This window comes from Parabacteroides timonensis (assembly GCF_900128505.1).
Lineage (GTDB): Bacteria > Bacteroidota > Bacteroidia > Bacteroidales > Tannerellaceae > Parabacteroides > Parabacteroides timonensis.
Window position 1 is genome coordinate 931,461 of the sequence record NZ_LT669941.1, and the last position, 22,232, is coordinate 953,692.

Genomic DNA, 22,232 nt, shown 5'->3' on the forward strand with positions numbered 1-22,232 from the left:
ATTCTTGCTTGTTTTTATAGCTGCACAAAATTAGAAATGTTAAATTCGTATTCTTCACTTTTGCAGTTAAATAATACTAACCCAACAACAACTATTTTGTTTTATTTTACTTAAAAGAGTGGAGTTTTGTTACAAATTTCCAGCCAGTATTTCCGTCTGGCGTGCAGCAGCTTTGTCTATTGAAGCACGACTATGTTTATCGATACCATACAACCTCGGAGCAGGTACCTGAATCTCAGTGCCAACCGGGATGTTATTAGGATCTTTAATCACTGCCTTATTATAATCATACAGATAGACCCAGAATATTTTGCTGCCATAATACTCCAGTGAGATCAGGGTCAAGCGGCTACCTGTTTCTATTTTTACTGTTGCCAACACCTCCGGGGTTTCTGCCGGTGCTTCGGGAGCTATTGCAGGTAATTCAGCTGTAATAGTATCTTTGTCTTCCTCGATTTCTGTATTAAGTTCTGGTTCCTGAAGTGTATCGACCGAAGCAACTGCCTGATCGGGTAAAGATCTACCAGTTAACGCTTTCGTCGGTATTTCAGGTCCTAAGAAAAAACTCCGGTTAAGATACAGCAATGTACTACCGGCAACAATGATGCCAACAATGCCAGCCGCCACAACCCATTTTATCCAAGGAGAAGTAGACGGTTCTTCATCTTCAAACTGATAATCGGTATCCGAGAAACCATTAGCCAAAGGAATCGGCATAGGTTCTTCTACCGGTTTTTCCGCAATAGGCTCTACTATTTCAGATGGTGAAGGCTTGCTTTCGAATGGTGGCTCCGGCTCAGCATCCGAAGTATCTTCCGACTGTATTTCTTCTGATTTAATCTCTTCCGGTATAATTTCCTCTTCTGACGATTCCGGCACTTCTGATGACTCAGCTATTTCTTCCTCTTTTTCATCTGTGTTTTCCGGAGCAGGTAGTACTTCCGGCTCTTCAACAGGTGAAGTGTTTTCCGGGATAATATCCTCTACCGATTCATCTTCGGCTTCTTTCTCTTCTATCTCCGCTGACACATCCAGATCTGTAAAATCTACGTTTTCATTCAACTCGGTCGTTTCAAAGAATGAAAATGGCTTATTTACTAATTCGCGCAACTCCTTATCAGGAAGAAAAGAGAACTTATAATGTGCCGGAATCAAAAAGCGTTCTCCTGTATTCACATGAATACTTTCCCGTTTCTCTACCAAAACAACTTTAAAGGAACCAAGTCCCTTCACTTTAGCTATCTTATCGGTAAAGACACCTTTTGATACGATTGCAATAAATTCTCTTAGAAACAGTTCAGCACTGCTCCTGTCCTTTCCTGTACGTTCGGCTAATAAAGCAGCCAGATCTTGTATTGTCAGCCGACTATTCATTGTCGCTTAATTCTTTTAGTTTAGATTTGATGGTAGCTCCCGGTTTAAATACCGGAACGAGCTTGGGAGGTACCAGATAACGTTTTCCATTTGCCGGATTGACAGAGATGCGTTCTGCCTTCTTCTTTATCTCAAACAGGCCTAATCCTTGCAAATAAATAGCATCATTATCTACCAGCTTCGAACCAACCACAGAGCTAAAAGCAGACAGCATTTCGGTTACTTCCTGTGCAGTCCACCCCAGTTTTGCAGACAACTCTGTTATTAGCTCCTTGTTTTTCATACTTACCTCATCAATAGATTCAGCAGCGATATTAGTTATTTTTTTGTAAACAGACAAACTTATTAATGGTTTTTATATCAAAGAAACACTTTTCCGTAAAGGTCAAAAGCCTGTGATTCTTCGATAATTACGTTATAAAACTCTCCTGGATTTAGCGATAGTTGTTTAAAAACAACAACTTCCGGATCGACCTCCGGAGAGTCGAATTCGGTACGTCCGATATAACAATCTTCTTCCTCCCGGTCGATTATAATTTTAAAGGTTTGGCCTACTTTGGCCTCATTTATCTCGTTAGAGATCCTTTCTTGTATCCGCATCAGGTAGTCTAAACGTTCCTGTTTAACTTCATCGGAGATATCATCCGTATAATTCTTGAATGAATAAGTTCCTTCTTCATGACTGTAAGCAAAAGCACCCATACGTTCGAAACGCGCTTTCTTTACAAATTCGACCAATTCCTCGAAGTCCTGCTCCGTTTCACCCGGATGTCCCACCATTAATGTCGTTCGGAGATGGATGCCCGGAACTTCTTTCCGGATACGTTCAATCAATGCGTATGTTTCTTCCTTCGTGATATTACGACGCATCTTCTGTAACATATTGTCGCTGATATGTTGCAAAGCGATATCCAGATATTTACAAACATTATCACGCTCACGCATCACCCGCAACAGATCATAAGGGAAATGGGAAGGATAGCCATAATGCAAACGAATCCATTCTACTCCGGGGATATCCGAAATACGTTCAACCAGTTCGGGTAATGCATATCTTTTATATATATCCAACCCGTAATAAGTCAGATCTTGGGCGATAACCTGAAATTCCTTTACACCTTGTGCAACAAGCAGACGTACCTCCTCTTCTATCTGTTCCATCGGGATGGATTGATAGTGCCCGGTACTAATAGGAATGGCGCAATAGGAACAGATACGATTACATCCTTCTGCAATTTTTAGGAAAGCATAATGTTTCGGGGTGGTCAACACACGGTCGGAAGCTAATTCACGATGATAGGATTTGCCGATATCGGATATGAGTTCCTTCCAGTTGAACTTTCCGTAAAAATGGTCTACTTCGGGTAACTCCTGCTTCATTTCTTCCAAGAAACGCTCGGTAAGACATCCCATCACATATAATTGACCGATCTTTCCTTTCTTCTTAGCTTCACCCAATTCCAGGATCATATTGATCGATTCTTCCTGGGCATCACCGATAAAACCGCAGGTATTTACCACAACGATCTCTCCGTTTATCTTATGTGGGTCATGTTCAACTGTATAACCGTTTGCGACAAACTGACGCATCAACTGCTCCGAGTCAACCAGGTTTTTCGAACAGCCCAGCGTGATAATATCTACTTTATTTTTTCTCATCTTATCTATTACGAACAAAGAGTAACTAATTCCCCTCTTGAGAGGGGGAAGGGGGTGTGTAAAATCAGTATCAAACACGCTATAATCACACACACCCTGCCCCCTCTCAAGAGGGGAAAAGTTACTCTTAAATATTATTCTCCAAATAATGAATTTACAAATTCCTTCTTGTTAAAGACCTGCAAATCTTCAATACCTTCACCCAAACCGATATATTTTACCGGAATACGGAAATGGTCGGAAATACCGATCACCACACCACCTTTAGCTGTTCCATCCAATTTCGTGACAGCCAATGCATTCACTTCGGTAGCTGCAGTAAATTGTTTAGCTTGTTCAAAGGCATTCTGTCCTGTTGAACCGTCCAATACCAGCAAAACTTCGTGAGGAGCATCAGGAATAACCTTTTTCATCACGTTCTTTATCTTGGTAAGTTCATTCATCAGGTTTATTTTATTATGCAAACGACCGGCTGTATCGATAATTACAACGTCGGCATCATTTGCCTTGGCAGAACTAAGTGTGTCGAACGCCACAGAAGCCGGGTCGGAACCCATTTTCTGCTTTACGATGGGAACACCTACACGTTCACTCCAGATCACCAACTGCTCCACTGCAGCTGCACGGAATGTATCGGCAGCACCCAGGTAAACATTTTTACCGGCTTTCTTGAATTGATATGCCAGTTTACCGATCGTTGTTGTTTTACCTACTCCGTTCACACCGACAACCATGATAACATAGGGCTTCTTATCTTCCGGGACAATAAAGCTTTCAGCATCTTCCGTGTTGTTTTCGGTAAGTAATGTCGCAATCTCGTCACGCAACAAGGTGGTGAGTTCCTGAGTAGTGACGTACTTATCCCGGGCTACACGCTTTTCGATACGTTCGATGATCTTCAACGTAGTATCTACACCGACATCGGAAGTAATAAGTACCTCTTCCAGGTTATCCAATACTTCATCATCAACCTTACTCTTTCCGGCAATAGCCCTGGTAAGTTTAGAAAATACATTTTCTTTTGTCTTAGATAACCCTTTGTCTAAAGTCTCTTTTTTTTCTTTACTGAAAAAGCTAAAAATACCCATATATTAATCCGCTTAATTTATTTCTGCTTAGAATGAGGCTGCTAAGTTACAACTTTTTTAGTTGACAGTTGACAGTTGGCAGTGGAAAGTTATTTAAAAACATCTGTCAACTCAGCCGTTTCTTCCTTTATAGTCTTCGTAGCCGAACGTCCGATAAAGTACCAATTCATCGTCTTTACTCCAGAGAGCCAGTGATGGATGCGGTATCCCGTTAAACATCGAAGTCTTCACGATGGTATAATGAATCATATCTTCAAAAATGATCTTATCACCGACTTTCAGAGGTTCGTCAAACGACCAATCCCCCATATAATCACCACTCAGGCAGCTATTTCCCCCAATACGGTAAGTCGGCTTTCCTTCCACCCTGTCGGTTGCATTACGAATAACCGGCTTATAAGGCATTTCCAGGCAATCCGGCATATGACAGGTAAATGAAGCATCTATAATGGCTGTTTTTATCCCATGATTTTCTACGATATCTACCACAGTAGTCAACAGGAATCCCGTTTGCCAGGCAAAAGCGCTTCCAGGCTCCATAATAACCTCTAAATTAGGATACTTAGCCTTGAATGATTGAAGTAAAGCTATCAGATGTTCCGTATCGTATCCTTTACGTGTCATCAAATGTCCGCCTCCCATATTCAGCCATTTGATATGCGGTAAAAAACGGCCGAAGCGTTTCTCGACTTCCGATAATGTTTTCTCCAGATCAAATGAAGTAGACTCACATAACGTATGGAAATGCAGCCCTTCTACCCCTTCCGGCAATTTGTCACCTAACAGATCGGCAATGATTCCCATCCGCGAACCGGGTGCACAAGGATTATACAAATCGGTTTCAACATCCGAATACTCCGGGTTAATACGTAAGCCGCACGAGATACGATTCCCGTCTGCTTGTACCATTGGATAAAAACGCTCAAACTGCGATAATGAATTAAATGTGATATGACTACTGTACTTTAGTATAGCAGGAAAATCAGCTTCCGTATAAGCCGGCGAATAAGTATGTGCCGGACTTCCCATTTCCTCGAAAGCCAACTGAGCTTCAAATTTCGAACTGGCAGTCGAATAGGGTATATATTCGCGGACGATAGGAAAAGATTTCCACAGGGCAAAGGCTTTAAAAGCAAGAATAATATTCACTCCGGCCCGTTCCTTTACGCTCTTGATAAGAGCCAGGTTGTTACGGAGTAGCTTCTCTTCCATCACATAGCATGGAGATGGTATTACGTTGAAATCGATCATCTAGTTTCTTTATTCATAAATAAATTGCAAAGATAATGTTATATTCAGAATATCCCAGTATTAGCAGGGAGGAAAGAATGACATGTGTTGGCGGCCGACAATTTTACACTTTTCCTCATGTGAGACCTTAACCTTCACCGTAACTGCCAGTCTATCAGCAAGCTTACATCAGGGAAAGGTAAAACCTATTCCTTTAAATCTAAAATGTGAGGCCTATTTTACTATTGTTAAGCGGGCAAACTTCAATAATAATTGTTTTTGTCCGAAGTGAGTGAATGCCACCGTTGCTTTGGCATTGCCTCCATCTCCCTCGATAGCTATAACCTCGCCTTCACCGAAACGATCGTGCCGAACCTTAGCCCCGACAGATAAACCGGAAAGGTCGGATGAAGGTGTTGCAGACGTGGCCGGAGCCGAAGTTGCTGTTTCCACCTTTGTAAGACGTTGACGTTGCGCGGCCTGGGCAACAGGAGAAACAAAAGAGGGCTCCTCTTTTTCTACTGCCCGTGGTTGCTGGAAAGGAGATGCAAATGCCGGACGCTGGAACTGTTCGCGAGCCGCAGCAAAAGTATCTGACGACGTATCTGTCGGAAGTTCCAGGAACTGGACATCGATATCTTTCAGGAAACGACTGGGGGAACACATGGCACTCTGTCCGTTCCGAAAACGGCTCTTGGCATAGGTCAGGACGCAATTCTCTTCGGCACGGGTAATCGCAACATAAAACAACCGGCGCTCCTCCTCCACTGCACGAGGATTATCTTTCGCCATTTGCGAAGGGAACAGATCTTCTTCCAGGCCTACCACAAAAACATTCCTGAACTCCAATCCTTTGGCAGCATGAACAGTCATCATAGTGACTTTATTAGCTTGTTCATCTTTATCATTATCCTGATCCGTCAACAGGGAAACTTCAGAAAGGAAGTCTGCGAGAGACACTTGTTCTATTCCTTCTTCGCGACGGAGTTCACAAAACTCTGCAATACCTTTCAGTAACTCTTGTAAGTTTTCCTGTTTACTGATCCCTTCCACCGAACGATCCTGAAAAAGTGTACTGACAATTCCACTCTCCTTGACTACCATAGCAGCCATTTCTTCGGCAGACAAACGAGTATTCTGTTCAATGAAACGTTCGATCATTTCGCGGAAATCACTTAATCTTTTGGCTGTACCGCTATTGATCTGCAAACCGTAATCGATGGGAGCATTCAATACCGTCCAGAGGCTGACATTATTTTCAGTAGCAGCACTAACCAATTTGCCGACAGTGGTATCGCCGATACCACGTGTAGGATAATTGATAACCCGCTTAAAAGCTTCTTCATCATGCGGATTAACAATCAAACGCAGATAAGAGATAATATCTTTCACCTCTTTACGCTGATAGAAAGACAGACCGCCGTATATCTTATAAGGTATTCCTCTTTTGCGAAGCGCCTCTTCCAAAATACGAGACTGGGCATTTGTCCGGTACAGGATGGCGAATTCAGAATAATCATAATCTTTGCGCATCCGCATTTCATTGATCATAGCGGCCACAGCGTATCCTTCTTCATAATCCGAATAGGAAGAAGAAACACGGACCTTATTTCCCTGTTCTTTCTCCGAATACACATTCTTGAATATCTGTTCTTTATTTTTATGGATCAAGCTGTTTGCTGCATTCACAATATTCTGTGTAGAACGATAATTTCGTTCCAGTTTAAAGATACGGCAACCCGGATATTGATTTTTGAATTGCAGGATATTATCGATATTGGCTCCGCGGAAAGAGTAGATGCTCTGAGCATCATCTCCCACCACACAAATACGGCGGTGTTGCTCACAAAGCTTCTGGACGATCAAATGCTGGGCAAAATTGGTATCCTGATACTCGTCGACCAATACGAACTGAAAAAAGCTACGGTATTTATCCAATACCTGCGGATGATCGCGGAACAGGATATTCGTCTGAAGCAACAAATCGTCGAAATCCATCGCTCCTGCCTGTAGGCAACGATTCTGATAACGCTTATATATTTCACGCAACAAAGGGACTTTCGAATCTATATCGTGTTGCATCAACTCCTTGGACTGCTCGTAAGCCTTCCAGGTAACCAGTGCATTCTTAGCATTCGAAATACGGCTTTGTATCATTCCGATACGATACACTTTGTCATCCAGCTGCATCTCTTTGATAATAGCCTTCAATAAACTTTTCGAATCGGCAGCATCGTAAATAGTGAAATTGGAAGGATAACCGATATGTTCTGCTTCATAGCGAAGGATACGTGAGAAGATCGAGTGGAACGTTCCCATCCACAACCGGCGTGCCGTCTGGTCACCGGTTATCTTGGCAATACGTTCTTTCATTTCACGTGCCGCTTTATTGGTAAAAGTAAGTGCCAGAATGCTTTGAGGTGCCAACCCCAGATGTACCAGATAAGCAATCTTATAAGTAAGTACTCTTGTCTTACCGGAACCGGCGCCGGCAATCACCAGCGACGGACCCTCGTTATATATAACAGCTTCGCGCTGACTCTCATTCAGTTGATCCAGATATTCTTCCACGTACCTTCTCTTTTTAGGAATACAAAGGTACTAATTTTTATTTATCCGAACACTCCAGATCGTCGGGTTTGGCAGCAACAACACTTACTTCTGAAAGTTCGATTTTTTACTAATATAAAATTGAATATCTACTACCACTCTATCACTTATTAGCCACAGGTTTTGTTTTTCAAGCCTAAAAGGCATGATAGTCGCCTTTTTTATCTATCACTCATCTATCACGACACTATCACACTTTTACTTATTACAGTTGTTTTGTTTTCCTTGATCCTTTCAGTATTATTTAGGCTTGAACCTCTGTATCTATACAATTATTGTATTTTACTATATACATTTTTCCCGTAGGTCTATTACTTTTCATGCAGGAATGCTTACTTCTTGTGCTTGAGATGCCCATCTTAACACTGTTTACACCTGGGTCTCAACGATTCTCACACCCGGGTCTGTATAATATCGACACCCGGGTGTCGGACAACATAAGTCCATATTCCATTGAAAATAAGTCATATACTTTTATAAAATAGATTCAGACCTGGTTGTTTCAAAACGAGATAGTGATAGTTGCGTGATAGATGAGTGATAGATAAAAGAAGTAACTATCACGCTTTTTTGGCTTAAAAAACAAAGCCTATAACGAATAAGTGATAGAGTGATAGTCTGATATTTATCTGACATTTGTATGACAATTCGTTATTTAACGAATTTCATGAAAATAGATGCGATTGTTACCGGTCCGGATTACAATAAATTCTTATCTTCGGGCGTTAATAAAAGAAAAACGATGAACACACGGTTAGCAGCAAATCTATCGGTTATTTTTACAGCCTGCATGCTTGTACTATCATTCAGTTTCGGCTTTCACAATTATTCGGAAACACAGAAAGCAATCGTTTCGGATCTGAACCAGGCATTGCAGCAGACCATTATGCAAAATTCCGAACAATGGATGAATCAGGATACACTCAAGACTTATTCACGCTTGTCTACCCTTTTCGGAAATCCGGTTTCTATCGAGAGTTATAATAAAGATTTTGCCGAAGCATTGAAGTTTGAGCAACTGAAAGAGAAAAGCGGTATTATCGTTCACGTAAAAAATAAGAAAGCGACGGATAAATCTATTGCATACGTAACTCCTGAAAAAGATCAGACACAGAATTACCTGGCAAGCGATACCGTTATCTGGCTGAGCGCTAATCTGAATCTCCCCGAAGCATCACAGGAAGAATTAGGAATCTCTTTTCAAGGATATATCAATTATTCGACTAAGGATATTCTGGCACTTACAGATAAACGGACTCCTTTAGTACTGCTGATAGCTGCTATCCTGTCCGGTGCCCTTTCTTTCTTTTTATTTCGTCGCAGAAGCACAAGTCTGCCACAAGAAGAGAAAACACTGGTTTTCGGTAACCTTACATTCTCTTGTCGCCATGCCTGCTTCTATAAAGAAGACCGGGAGAAATTGAAACTTACCCCGCAACAATACAAAATCATGGAAATGTTTTTCCTTTCCTCCTCTCATATCCTGCCCAGAGTAGATATCTGTGATACGCTATGGCCGGGTAAAGACAATGCCGACGAAACGCTGAACACTTTGATCCGCCGCTTGCGTCCGTTGGTGGAGGATAACAGCAATCTGAAAATAACGACCGACAGAGGAAGAGCTTATCAGTTGGAAATAAAAGAAAGCCTTGCGGTATAAAAGTTATTCATTTTATATTTATGAAACACATACGTATTATTCTTTTCGCTCTTTGCAGCCTCTGTTGCCTAACTGGTTTACAAGCACAATCAGAGCAATTAAAAGCCAATATTCAGGAAATTATCAAAGATAAAAAAGCCCGGATAGGTGTAGGTATCATATTAAATGGTAAAGATACTGTTACCATTAATAATGAAGACCCGTATCCGATGATGAGTGTATTCAAGTTTCATCAGGCATTGGCGGTACTCAATTACCTGCAGCAAAATAATCTACCTCTCGATACCCCAATACGGATTGAGAAAGAGGATATAATTGAAAACACTTACAGTCCGTTACGCGATAAATATCCCCAGGGCAATATTTCCCTTCCGATCAGCGAGCTTTTGAAATACATTATTCAGCTAAGTGACAATATTGCCTGCGACGTCTTATTCAAATATATAGGCGGTCCTTCAGTTGCGGACAAATATATCCGCTCATTAGGTATACAGCAATTCTCCATTGTAATCACCGAAGATGATATGCATCAGGATTTATCTGCTTGCTACCTGAACTGGAGTACACCATTAGAGGCTACCCGTTTATTAGAAATTCTACTTACCCGGCCATTATTTAAAGATGAATATCAGGAATTCCTCAAAAACATCATGATCGAATGTGAAACCGGAAAAGACCGTCTCCCCCAGCCATTATTAAAAACAGACGCAGTGATAGGACACAAAACCGGTACTAGTGATCTGAATGCAAAGGGACAATTCATTGGAACAAACGATATCGGTTTTGTTCTGCTCCCGAATGGAAGCAGATACACTGTTGCTGTATTCATCAAAGATTCGAATGAGAGCATGGAAACAAATGCAAAGATCATAGCCTCTATATCTGAGGTGATTTATAAATATTTTACTGAGTCTTATAACTAATTCAGTACACGCTTAAGCCTGCCCAAACCATCGATCAGAAGTGCTCTCGGACAAGCGATGTTGATGCGGATAAAATCTTTACCAGCTTCACCATACATATTCCCGTCATTTACCAACAGCTTTTCCTTATCCAGCAAAGCTTTCACAATTTCTTCTGAAGATTGTTTCAGGGCAGAACAATCTACCCAAACCAGATAAGTGCCTTCCAATGGTAAAACTTTCAAATGGGGAAGATACTTTTCAAAATATCTTTTCAGATAATTGTAATTATCCAGCAGGTATTGTTTAAGTTCTTCCAGCCATTCTTCGCCCTCATTGTAAGCAGCTATCAAGGCTTCAACACCAAAAGGATTCACATCGCAGACCTCGTTGGCATTGATGGCCTTGTCTATTTTCATACGTACATATTCATTAGCTGAAATAATGTTTGCTATCTGTAATCCCGCCAGGTTGAATGCCTTACTCGGTGAAATGCAGGTAACGGAATTCATCAGGAAGTCTTTCGAAATGGAGGCAAAAGGTGTATAAGTATGCCCCGGAAAAACCAATTCGCAATGAATCTCATCGGCGACAACCAATACGTCATTCCGAAAACAAATCTCGCCGATACACGTCAGTTCCTCCCGAGTCCAAACCCTGCCTGCCGGATTATGCGGGTTACATAAAAGTAATAATTTGACTTTTGGGTCGGAGGCTTCTCTTTCCAAACCTTCGAAATCAATCCGGTAAGTTCCATCGATATAAAGAAGAGGACTGACGACCACTTCGCAACCGTTATTTCGAATAGAGGAGAAAAAGCAATTATAAACCGGTGTCTGCACCAATACACGGTCACCCGGCAGGGTGAGTGCTTTGATTACGGCAGACAAGGCCGGAACTACCCCTGAAGTATAAATAATCCAGTCTTCCTCTATTAGCCAACCATGCTGTCTCATAAACCAGTTCGTTACAGCTTCATAATAAGCGGCCGGCACTTTGGTATAACCGAAAATACCATGTTCCACCCGCCTGCGCAATGCATCAACCACACAGGGAGCCGTACGGAAATCCATATCGGCTACCCACATGGGCAGGACATCCTCTTCTTTCGCCGTATCCCATTTATAGGAGTTACTTCTGCGACGGGGAATCAACTCGTCAAAATTGTATTTCATTGATTGAAGCAAGTTACGTTATCCCACAGTTTCAGTTCACAGTTTGCCGGCTTCAGGATGTTTTCATCGATGATGATTTCATTGTAATATTCAGCCGTGATACGTCCGGTACGCGGATTCTTCACACTATGTATCGGGCTATTAATAGTTGCCTGCACACTGCTATATTCAAAACAGAGATCAGCATCATCCGCCATTGTACAGTTCTCCATTACCAGGTCATGTGCATAGCAAAGGGCTTGTGTCCCGGATATCTTGCAATTTACCAAGCGTAAGTTGCGTGAGTGCCATCCCAGATATTCACCGGTCAGTTCGGAATCATACACGGTCACATTTTCAGTGTTCCAGAAAGCATCTTTCGAATTGATAACGGCATTACGGATTTCTACATTCTTACAATACTGGAATGAATAGTTTCCATTCTGACTGTAATTCTCAATATGGATATTCTCTCCGTGCATAAACAGGTAATCTGCTTTATCGATCTGTACATTCTTCAGTTCTACGTTACGGCAATGCCAGAACGTTTCCAACGCATTGGATAGTCGCACATTCTCTAACTTGATCCCATCCATATCACGGAACATCTTCGGAGCTTCCACAATAGTGTCACTCATTTGCAGGTTCCGTGAATACCACAGGGCAGCGCGTGCACCATCGGTAAAAAGGCAATTCTTCACGATAAAACCATCATTATGCCAAAAGGGATATTTACCCTCGAAACGGCAGTTTACCGCAATGATATTACTGCATTCTTTTAAAGCAGATTCGCCAGTATGAATCGTTACATTTTCCAGTTGTAAATCGTGTGCAGCAAATAAAGGACGTTCGCCTTCATACTCTTTGTTCTTAATAATTTCCATAATTTAATTAATTATTTTTCATGTTACAAAAGTAGCTGGTCACAAAGAGATTATTTGTAGACGAATTACGGGTAATATAACCCAAATTACAGATTGTGTTCTCTCAAGTTCTCCGGAAAAGGTTACAATACATATTAAAGAAATCGCTTTCTTCTGACATAAATAATCCCCATAATAAGAAGACAAACACTAACAGTAAACCAAAAGATCGCTCTACGACTTATTACAGAGCGATCTTTCTGTGTATAAACTTGCTCAACCCTGCATCCGGTTTCTCCCCTCCTTTTTCAATGAAAGATGCAGGAAACGACGCCGCTTATACAAAATAGCCTGATCGAAAACCAATCCCGAACTTTTCAAACGAGAGAGCAGCTTCTCCGGACCTCCGACAACATAACAATCCGCAGCTTCCCCTTTCCGGTGCTGGCTCGCAGGAACGCCACCCGCCAGACGGTTTACCGTTTCACTGCGATATCCGCTCAGGATAGCAATCGGAGCTTTATATAATTGGCGTAAAGGCTTCTGGTAACCAATTTAAACTTCATTGCCATAATACTAATATATTTGTAGTTTTATGCCCGATACCGGGACACACTGACAATATATAAGAGTAAGAAAAACATATCCTGCCATAATAAAGACAACTCAACACTTTATTGTCATATAAACGGATAAATGCTACCTCAAAACTGCTCTTCATTGTCATTATTGTAGTGTCATCATCTTCGGCTTTATTAGATTTATTTCACACAATGTTTCCGTTTCCAGGGAATCCGATACTTCAGTGAGGCTTTTTACCTTTGTTTTTTATAGACTTTTTATAGTCACGATGAAACTTATCTCCCGGATCACTACCCAGAAGCGTCTCTTTATTCAATCGGAGAAGATCCTCCGAAGTAAGAATTTGTGTCCGCAACTTATCCCCCAGGTACCCGACCGTCCAGGAATAAGGAAAAACCAGCAACAGAGAAAAGGCCAAATGAAGAAAAGAGGGATTCGGGCTGTTCTCCGGATTTTCCAGTTGCCCGATAAAACGCTGGATGATCTCAGGTTCCTGCAAATCGAACTGCAACGTGCCGAGCACCGTCTTTTCCAATAGGAAGTTAAGCGTACGCTGCCAGTCACGGGTAAACAGATGGGTCAAAAACAAACGATAGCGGACGTTCATCACGTCCCATTCGCAAAAAGCTGCCTTGTAAGCCAGTTGGAGATAATACAAACGCTGGGCGGGTGACAACTCATTCAGAATTTTTTGAAACTTACTAACCGATGGGGTCTCTTTGCCGAAAAGGGCTTTTAATTGTTTATACATATATTATATGTTTTACCGGCAAGGGGAAATTCCCTCGCCTGCCCCGGCTGACAGGTACACGAAAAAAGCAGGAAAGTATGTCAAATGTTACTTTGACACACCTTCCTGTCAGGGTTGTGGCTTCAAAAGTTTTTAGGAGGAAGTTTAGGATGTTGGTTCTTTAGGATAAGACTCAGCTTTACCATCTTTACCAAATTGGATATAGATATCTTCTACTCGCTCTTCAGACTTATCGTCAAAATTCGCACCTTCCGGTAAGGTTAACCGAAAACCGTTTCCATCTAATATATAGCCCTCAGGGATTTTCAGGCTTGAAAGTTCATCCTCGTCACTCCAATCCACATGGGTAAAGAAATTTATATGGGTTCCATCATCTTTCTCGACAATTAAATCAGGTATTAAATTCTCTAAAGCTACACCTTCAATGCCTTCTTCTACATTTTTCAATGCCTCTAACAACCTCTTTGCATCCTCTTCTGTATAAACACCCGGTACGCGATATTCAGAAACACCCTCCATTGGGTTGGTATCCCAATCTTTTATCGTATATCCTCCGCCGACACCGCCACCATCTTGAAGCGTCAAATGCAACTCCATACAATCTCCGGCAAACAGTTCTTTTTGGGAAGTAGTTCCGGACAAAAGCTCCAAATCATCCAAAGTTCCGGTATAAGATTTATTCCCATCATCATCATCATTGATTGTAACAATAAAAAAACCTAAATCATTATGAATGCCGATATTTCCCTCTTCAGTTTTCGAATCAACCTCTATTTCATCGTCCAGAGAACCAAATTTAAAAGGATGTACATAGAAGGAATCAGCAAGTGCATTGGAGGCTCCATCTTTCTGCCACTGCCATGTAAGGCTTTTCTCAGCACCCTTCTTTATACAATTTCCGGCATCGGTATCATCGGTATTCTCCCAGCCAAACGGATTAAATGTCGCAGTTTTAGATAAATTAGGAAATTCAATAGTACATTTATAAAATGGTGTTTTAGTTCCATTGCTTGTATAATGTGTCACTGTCAACAACTTTATCTTGCTTATCGGGCGTTTAAAATACAAGGCAACGTCCTTTCCCGACTCTTTATAAACAATCGGTCCCTTTTGCGTGATAATAAAATTTTCGAGTTCGGTTTCTGTATTTGTACCAAAAGAGACTGTACTTTTTAGTCCTCCTTTAGTATCTTCTGTTAATACCCCAGTCAGACTTCCATTTAGACGTTTAACTCCTTTTGGTTCCGTCCAGGCATAAAAAGTATGTTTTGAAGTCTCATCTTTCCACATAAGTTTATTCCCATCTGCAACACGTAAGACACCGGCTTCACCGGAAGGCGCTTTATAAGAACTAAAATCGTATTCCAAACTCTCTTCTGAACCAATCTCCATCCAAATATAAAATGTACCAAAATCATGTTCGTTCGAGTTCAAGACAAAATAATTGTCTAAATTCTCACTTGCGCGTGTCGATATACCTTTCGATTTCTGTACCGCACCGGTGAAAAGAATCTCTTCCGGATTATCATTCACATTCTCCGGAAGGATCTTCTCTTCTTCACTACATGCTACCAACAGGCAGCTTAATAGCATACATATATATAATACGTTTCTTTTCATTCGGTTTATTCCGTTTTATGTGATTATTTTATGTAATTAAGATCGCCTGCATCGGGAACACTTTCGTCTTCTTCACCCACCATATTTAACGTTGTAGATATTTCTATTGTATTATTCTTTTCTTTAACCTCATCAGGTGCAACCCCAGCTAACCAGCCTACTATACAAAAATCATCTATGGGGTTAATGCCATTATTCACCCTTACATACACCCTGTTATTATTCACATCTACGTCGGTATCTTTGTTTTCATGACGAATACAACCAAATGCTCCTCCTATTGTATAATATGTTTGGGACGATCCTGTTTGTTCTCCTATTGTCGAATTTACTTCGCCTTGAGCCGTACAAGAACTAGTATTAGCCCCCAGTGAATAACCGATCAAACTTCCGGTCGATGAATGTCCAATAGATGATGATCCCCCTAGATAAGCATGACATATTCCACCATGTACATTGCCATCATACTGGGAGTCTTTTATTTCTATATGTATATGTTCATCCCCTCCGGTAGCCCCCAAATGATGACCACGCATGACACCTGCCAATCCTCCGGTATAATTCCATACGCCATCGGCTTCGGAAGCATCTACACCTGCCCGAATCTTACAATTCTCAATGCTACACCAGGAAAGACCGACCAAACCACCGGTATAATTATGTCCGCTGGAAACTTTCATACCATTCTCTACTGTTATTATACTTTCACCATCAAGCATGGACACACCCCTTAACGATCCATTTTCACCCCCGGCATTCTGTCCGATAAGTCCTCCAAGCATCAGGGTCGATGATGTACCGGGATCTTGTTCTTTTCCGGTTATACTGACAGTTATTTTTCCAACGGTAATTTCCGATATATGAGTATCGGAACTGTTTCCGACTAAAGCACCAATGGCTACTTCTCCATTGGGTAAGTCTGATGTAAGATTCACATTAATGTTTTCCAACCGTATACCTTCTATCGTCGAACTCTTACTTTTAAAGGCTAAAGCTCCTATAGAATTTATGCCATCATCCTGCTCAACAGTTTCATACAACTGAACCTCTTCGAGTCCCAGATTCTTCACTGTAGCTCCACGGATTATACTAAATACAGGTTTATCCTTTATATTCTTAAAATAATGCTTATTACCATCAAAACTTCTACCCATTTCCAATGCTACCGGATTGAATTCCTGATTGGCAAAATCAATACATTTCAACAGCACAACCTCATTATCTATCACATCTAACAATTGAGTTTCTTTTTCATCTTCTCCTATTTGACATGAATACTCTTTACCGGCACTTATAGCGTTCAAAAATTCCTGCAATTCAAACGAGTTTAGCTTAACAACGTCATCCCCATCCTGTTCCCAATCATCCGCATCGCCATCCATTGTAATATGCCCTCCCAAATCATTCATAGAAACCACATACGATTTTCCGGCTTCCAGTTTTTGCAAACCCTCGCCACAAGTAGAAGCGTTTACATCCTTCCAGCTAAGCAAAGGACGACCCGGACGAAGGCTTAATGTCGCCGTACTGTAATCACCCGGTGGCAAAAAGAAAACAATGGCATCCTGCCCTTTTGTACCTTCTGTATCTCGGGTTGTTGAGGCTATCTGATTTCCCCTAACCGTAATCGATGTTTTATCAGTATTATTGCCAGACTCTTCTCTTGTAGATGGGCTTGCAACCAATTCTTCGGTAAAAGCAAATTTAAAACTTTGAGCACCTCCCTCTGTTCCTACTGCCATAAGCTGAAAAGTATTCGTGAGCGGTTCCTTATCCCCATTCGGATTTGCAATTTCACTAGTCAGCCACAATTTGTCGGGGATATAACCGGTGTTTAAAAAATCTCCAACATCCGTCAATACCAATCTGGTGCACTTATGTTCGAATTTCAAAGAAACAGCATGGCCGTATTCGTTTACAGTGACCTCTTTTGTCATTAGCGGATCCGATTGAATAGTCAACGTATCCAGCGAAACAGGCAGAGTCGCTTCATTCATCCTGAGCATACCGTCGAACCCGGGATAGTAAAATGCAGCAAACACGGCTGATTCCGAATCGAGTGGCCAGCACAAAACTTCACCCGAATTATTCACCCATTTATCTCCCTCCTGATTATATTCCAGGAAACAACAAACAGAACTTATAAATTTTCCGCTTTTAACACCAGGATCATTTTCCGTTTTTCCGTAAAAATTAGCAATTATCTGGATTTTGTCTCCATCCTTAAATGCTACTTTTTCGTCAAACTCAATAGAACTCCCTCCTTCCTCTCCTGTCCGGGTCAAAAGAGTGCGTTGGGGTAGTTCCATCACAAATTCCACCGGAACACCCTCGTTCTGTCCCGGATTCCTTTTTTCAGCCCATGGTTCATCTGTACAACCCAACAGGCTATAGCATATTATGCTGTATATGATTAAAATATATTTTTGCATATCAATTTGTATTTTCTTCTGTATTCTCCTCTACCTTTTTTGATTTATACACAAAGAGATTAGTTTTGATTGGAGCAGCACTAAAGTCATCGACCCCCTCTTTCTTTCCCCAAAGATGTTTATCATCATGAATCGCATCTACACCTAAATACAAAGCTCCCTCAAATCTACATGTTTTTGCAGAACCACTAGAAACCGTTCCGGCCAAGGCACCTACATTTCCTGCATCACAAGAGATATTTATATTTGTCACTGTACAATTTTCAACGGTACCCCCTGCGATGGTTCCGGCGATAGTACCAATATTATCGCTACTGGTCAAATTGTCCTTTTCTATGGTTATACCATCTATTTTCAACCGTTTCACGGTTCCGCCTTCAGCCAACTTACCGATAAATCCGATATTATTATCATCATTACGAGTTGTACTTTTCTTAAACTTTAAACCGCTTAGTGTATGATTGCGACCGTCTAATGTGGCGTTGAATGTTTTAATAAGATACTGATAAGATTCTTCCAAGCTGGAACAATCTATATCTTTGTTGAGATAAAAAGTCCACTTGCCGCCGTTATTTTCTCCATATTTAGACAAATTTTCATTATTACCATCATTATTACCATCATTATATGCCTCCATCCAACCTTTCAAATCCTCTAAATCATCGATACCCCTACTTTCTATTTTTACCGTCACATCATCCCATTCCACAATCTCATGCGGATAAATAGCCGGTTCCACTCCCTCTAATTTAACAGTTATCGGATATCGGGTACCTCCGGTCAAAGGTTTATGAACCGCTAAATCTTCGGCGGGTCTTACATACTGTACCGTACCGTTATCATCAGTCATTTTGATATAATCAATTTCTGCCTCCGGAGGTAATATCACAGAGTAAACAGTTTTGCTTTTACTCCAGGATGTTCCAGCCAACTTATACGCATCACAGCGGTTGGTTGGAAATTCTAAATGATCATCAGCACCTGTTTTATCCATAGAAAGAGAAAAGTTCCCTCCTTTTTTATAAGTCACACGTGCATTTATGGAGTGTTTTAAATAGACTGTTACCTCCTTGCTTAAAGAAGAACCTCCACTAGCATCATCATTCTTGGTTCCGCCTTCAAGAGGAGTATTCAAATGCTCAAATCCTTCTCCCGGAAAGATCAGCAACATGGAACAAGCATGTTTAAAACTAAAAATGAACTCTCCGGTAGATGTAACGGTTCCGCTATTGACTGCAACTAACAGGTCTATTACTTTATTCTTGTCGTCCTTATTTAGATTTGTAAAACCATCTTCATAATAAAGACTTATCGGGTATGAAAAATCACCAGATGATTCATCTATACCAGTAGATTCATCAGCGCCCTTATTATGTTCATTATAAGGATAATAAGCCAATGTGCGTCCCAGGTTAGTCATAGAGGGTATCTTAATATCTTCATTTTGAAAATACCCCTTTTTACCTCCGACATGTGTTAAGGGAATATTAATCAACCGATCTTCATCCGTAGATCCTCCAACGCCATAAAGTGAGTATATTCCGATTTTAGCCTTATCTCCTTCTTTAAAACCTCCATCTTTATTGGATGTGGGAAGATATGAGTAAAGTTTATCCATCTGTGTACCATATATATCACAGGGAGGTGTTGATCCAACGTCTTCAGCCTCACCACCACCGTCACCTTCAGTTTTCGTTTGTACCGTCGTCGCATCACCTATCGTGGCAATAGCTCTCAGATAGGTGTGCGTTCCATCTATAATTTCTGTATCCGACTCTTCTGTACAAGCCGTACAAAAGAAAAAGCCGAAACAAAAGAGTAATCCGTATTGTAGTATTGGTTTCATAATTATTCAGTATCTTTTTTAAAACTAGATTCTCCTTTTTCATTAATTGTATGACCATTCCATTGAAACGTATGAGACGACGATAACGATGTCAAGAACTCATTAAATGCCTCATCACAAACATCCGTTAAGTCTTTCCAGAGATAAAAAGTCCAACTGTCTCCATTTTGCACCCCATATTTCCTCAAAATCCAAATGTTCTCATCTGAACTGCTTAAACTTGAGATCTTACTAAAAGCGTCCATGCACTCTCTCAATTCCTCAGTAGTACGAATACCAACCTGACCAACCGATAAATCTTTATCCGGCAACACATTCCATTTCTCAACCAGAACTGGTTCAAAATAAATATTACGATCATTAAAATTCCCTAATTCAGCTTCAATAATCAAATGATATCCGGCAAGAAACTCTAATGGCTTCGTTATGCTATTCTCTATTTGCATAGATGCATTTAGTGGACCAGTATAAGTTACACCACCAACTTGAACACTTAATTTGGGTCTATCCTCATCTCCAAATATTTGAGGTGGAAATATCCAGGCTTTTGTAATATATGAGCCATTTTCAAACTCACCGTTGAGCTGCTGATCTGATTTACTCTTTCCGGCAATCACTTTTCCTGTCAACCGATTAAACGAAGCAGACTTTAAAATCACACCGGATAACGTCACATTTACACCACTTTCTTTCAAAGAAGATTGAACTTTCTCTTCTTCTGAGAATATCACAAACGTCACTTTAGACATCTTATGCTCCAATTCAAAGTGTAGTGGATTTAATATCTCTCCTTGTTGTTTACTAACCTCCAATTGCCCCCATAAAATATCATTACCAGTTCCTACTATCTCCGGAGCTGGAGCAGCGTCATACTTGCTGTACCCACTGCCGTCGTCCCCAGTTGGAAAGCTTATAGTTTGTGAAGACGTAGGTTTTTCTCTTACATTATATTGAATATTATCCAATATAAAGTGGCGACTTTTCAAATTAATATCACCCCATGTTAATTGATCCTGAGGCTCCTTAGTTTTATAAGGACGCCCTTCCCAATCCTTATCGCTTACATTGTTTTCAGTTCCTGTTACATCAATAGTTGTATAGAAGTTGTCTGCACTACTCTTTTCTACATACGAAAAATAATAAGTAACCTGAGCTTTATCGTCTGTATCTATATCAACATCATCCTTTATTTCTCCATCAGCTTTAGTTTGTTGTTCCTCGTTGATTGAAACGATTATTTCCAATGCATTTTTTTCATCTACTACCGGACCATACGGCCTCTCGTCCGAGCAAGCAGAAGCGAACAAACAGATACCGATTGCTACGATCATTTGTATTGTTTTCATATTTCTCCTCCTCCATCTGGTGTTTTCGTTTCCGGATGTAAATTCGCACTTCCTGTCGCATTATTCCAGTCTTTTATCTCAGCTGACAAAGGAATTGCAATGTTTCCATCTTCACTTAATTTCAACTTTAAGGTTGTTATACAAGACTGCTTCAATGGTATAGCTTCCTTCGGAACAAACCTATATGTATTTATACCGCCATTAGATTTTACTTGAAAATGTAGAAAATCCCTATCGTTTATAAGATTATTTTCAGGTAAAGGAATGATAGCTAAAAAGACATAGGTTTGCTGATCATTGGATGTTAACGGCGACGACTGCTTCCACATTGTCACGTCTGTCGGATCTCCTTTTCCTACCACCGTGCGCAAACCATCATTCGTTATTGTTTCAGAATACTTTAGTTCATATTCAGTCTGTACATTTTTCAAAGTAGCCGATAGCAATGCATCCCTATCCAATCCCCCGAGACCAATAGGAACAATGATTTCCGCTTTTACCATAACAAATACATGATGGAAAATCAGTCTTATATCATTATATTTCTCGTCCAGCAGCATACGGTGGTGTGCCAGCAACAGATCTGCATTTTTAAAACCAACTCCATCATCGTTACCTTGATCTGTCGGTATTACCGGCAAATAAGAATCATTCCCCTCTTCTATGCTTGAAGAAGGCCGGTTCGGGACATAAGCCGCCTCAAACACATAAGCCAAAGATGTCGGTTTGAAGTCCTCCCAACTTACGGGATCCTCTTGGTCATCACCAGACTCTACACCACCCGTTGTTTCGGAGTCACCGACAGATTCGAATGGATAGTCATTGCCTTCCATATCTCCTCCATTATAAACAAAAGCCTGTGCTTTATCAAACTCCGGTTCAGAAAAGAACACTGTATTGACAAGTCGTATTTGATCTCCCTCTTTAAAAGTTGTATTCAGATAACTTTCATCTCCAGCACGAGTGGATATAGCCGATCCAGCAATCGATGCCGACAATCGGACCTCTGCGTCCTTGACTTTATCTCCCGGCATCATTTCTTCAGAGGTACACCCCCCCATCGAAAATAGCCAGACAGACAGGATCATATATTTTAGTTTATCCATACAATTTAC

General features: G+C 40.9%; 17 protein-coding genes. 2 read left to right on the forward strand and 15 right to left on the reverse strand.

The features are described 5' to 3' along the window. Positions 1–129: 129 nt before the first annotated feature. The 6 genes from BQ7394_RS11395 to BQ7394_RS11420 form a co-directional block, all read right to left on the reverse strand. Positions 130–1,374 (reverse strand): HU family DNA-binding protein, encoded by a 1,245-nt coding sequence (locus tag BQ7394_RS11395; RefSeq protein WP_075557549.1) that lies wholly within the window; start codon positions 1,372–1,374, stop codon positions 130–132. Further along, positions 1,367–1,657, reverse strand: coding sequence for an HU family DNA-binding protein (locus tag BQ7394_RS11400; protein WP_075559989.1), 291 nt, complete (start codon positions 1,655–1,657; stop codon positions 1,367–1,369). The genes BQ7394_RS11395 and BQ7394_RS11400 overlap by 8 nt, the downstream gene beginning before the upstream one ends. A gap of 77 nt (positions 1,658–1,734) precedes the next feature. Continuing rightward, entirely contained in the window at positions 1,735–3,033 is a 1,299-nt protein-coding gene (gene rimO, locus BQ7394_RS11405) for a 30S ribosomal protein S12 methylthiotransferase RimO (RefSeq protein WP_075557550.1), read from the reverse strand. Positions 3,034–3,167: 134 nt separating this feature from the next. Then, a complete protein-coding gene (gene ftsY / locus BQ7394_RS11410; protein ID WP_075557551.1) occupies positions 3,168–4,121 on the reverse strand; it encodes a signal recognition particle-docking protein FtsY in 954 nt (317 codons plus the stop codon). Between the two features lie 111 nt (positions 4,122–4,232). Further along, positions 4,233–5,372 (reverse strand): carboxynorspermidine decarboxylase, encoded by a 1,140-nt coding sequence (nspC, locus tag BQ7394_RS11415; RefSeq protein ID WP_075557552.1) that lies wholly within the window; start codon positions 5,370–5,372, stop codon positions 4,233–4,235. Positions 5,373–5,585: 213 nt separating this feature from the next. Then, entirely contained in the window at positions 5,586–7,922 is a 2,337-nt protein-coding gene (locus BQ7394_RS11420; protein WP_075557553.1) for an ATP-dependent helicase, read from the reverse strand. A 781-nt stretch (positions 7,923–8,703) separates the two neighbouring features. On the opposite strand from BQ7394_RS11420, the gene BQ7394_RS11425 reads away from it, so the two are divergent. Both BQ7394_RS11425 and bla read left to right on the forward strand, forming a co-directional pair. After that, the gene (locus tag BQ7394_RS11425; RefSeq protein ID WP_075559990.1) at positions 8,704–9,621 is read left to right on the forward strand and encodes a helix-turn-helix domain-containing protein; all 918 of its coding nucleotides are present in this window, start codon (positions 8,704–8,706) and stop codon (positions 9,619–9,621) included. A 20-nt stretch (positions 9,622–9,641) separates the two neighbouring features. Beyond that, positions 9,642–10,544 (forward strand): class A beta-lactamase, subclass A2, encoded by a 903-nt coding sequence (bla, locus tag BQ7394_RS11430; RefSeq protein ID WP_075557554.1) that lies wholly within the window; start codon positions 9,642–9,644, stop codon positions 10,542–10,544. Here the strand turns inward: bla and BQ7394_RS11435 are convergent. The 9 genes from BQ7394_RS11435 to BQ7394_RS11475 form a co-directional block, all read right to left on the reverse strand. Continuing rightward, on the reverse strand, positions 10,541–11,698 hold the full coding sequence (locus tag BQ7394_RS11435) for a MalY/PatB family protein (protein ID WP_075557555.1): 1,158 nt from the start codon (positions 11,696–11,698) through the stop codon (positions 10,541–10,543). The genes bla and BQ7394_RS11435 overlap by 4 nt on opposite strands. Further along, positions 11,695–12,561 carry a DUF3737 family protein gene (locus BQ7394_RS11440; RefSeq protein ID WP_075557556.1) on the reverse strand — a complete coding sequence of 289 codons (867 nt, stop codon included), beginning with the start codon at positions 12,559–12,561 and terminating at the stop codon, positions 11,695–11,697. The genes BQ7394_RS11435 and BQ7394_RS11440 overlap by 4 nt, the downstream gene beginning before the upstream one ends. A 255-nt stretch (positions 12,562–12,816) precedes the next feature. Beyond that, the gene (locus BQ7394_RS11445; protein ID WP_075557557.1) at positions 12,817–13,095 is read right to left on the reverse strand and encodes a D-Ala-D-Ala carboxypeptidase family metallohydrolase; all 279 of its coding nucleotides are present in this window, start codon (positions 13,093–13,095) and stop codon (positions 12,817–12,819) included. A 247-nt stretch (positions 13,096–13,342) separates the two neighbouring features. After that, positions 13,343–13,873 (reverse strand): hypothetical protein, encoded by a 531-nt coding sequence (locus BQ7394_RS11450; protein ID WP_075557558.1) that lies wholly within the window; start codon positions 13,871–13,873, stop codon positions 13,343–13,345. 144 nt (positions 13,874–14,017) lie between these two features. Next, complete coding sequence (locus BQ7394_RS11455) at positions 14,018–15,493, reverse strand: fimbrillin family protein (RefSeq protein ID WP_139317700.1); 1,476 nt, start codon at positions 15,491–15,493, stop codon at positions 14,018–14,020. Positions 15,494–15,516: 23 nt separating this feature from the next. Further along, positions 15,517–17,925: a fimbrillin family protein gene (locus BQ7394_RS11460; protein ID WP_075557560.1), complete on the reverse strand. Its 2,409-nt coding sequence runs from the start codon at positions 17,923–17,925 to the stop codon at positions 15,517–15,519. Between the two features lies 1 nt (position 17,926). Continuing rightward, on the reverse strand, positions 17,927–19,771 hold the full coding sequence (locus tag BQ7394_RS11465) for a fimbrillin family protein (protein ID WP_075557561.1): 1,845 nt from the start codon (positions 19,769–19,771) through the stop codon (positions 17,927–17,929). Between the two features lie 2 nt (positions 19,772–19,773). Continuing rightward, the gene (locus BQ7394_RS11470; RefSeq protein ID WP_075557562.1) at positions 19,774–21,117 is read right to left on the reverse strand and encodes a fimbrillin family protein; all 1,344 of its coding nucleotides are present in this window, start codon (positions 21,115–21,117) and stop codon (positions 19,774–19,776) included. Further along, positions 21,114–22,223: a hypothetical protein gene (locus tag BQ7394_RS11475; RefSeq protein ID WP_075557563.1), complete on the reverse strand. Its 1,110-nt coding sequence runs from the start codon at positions 22,221–22,223 to the stop codon at positions 21,114–21,116. Before BQ7394_RS11475 ends, BQ7394_RS11470 begins: the two co-directional genes overlap by 4 nt. Positions 22,224–22,232: the final 9 nt, after the last annotated feature.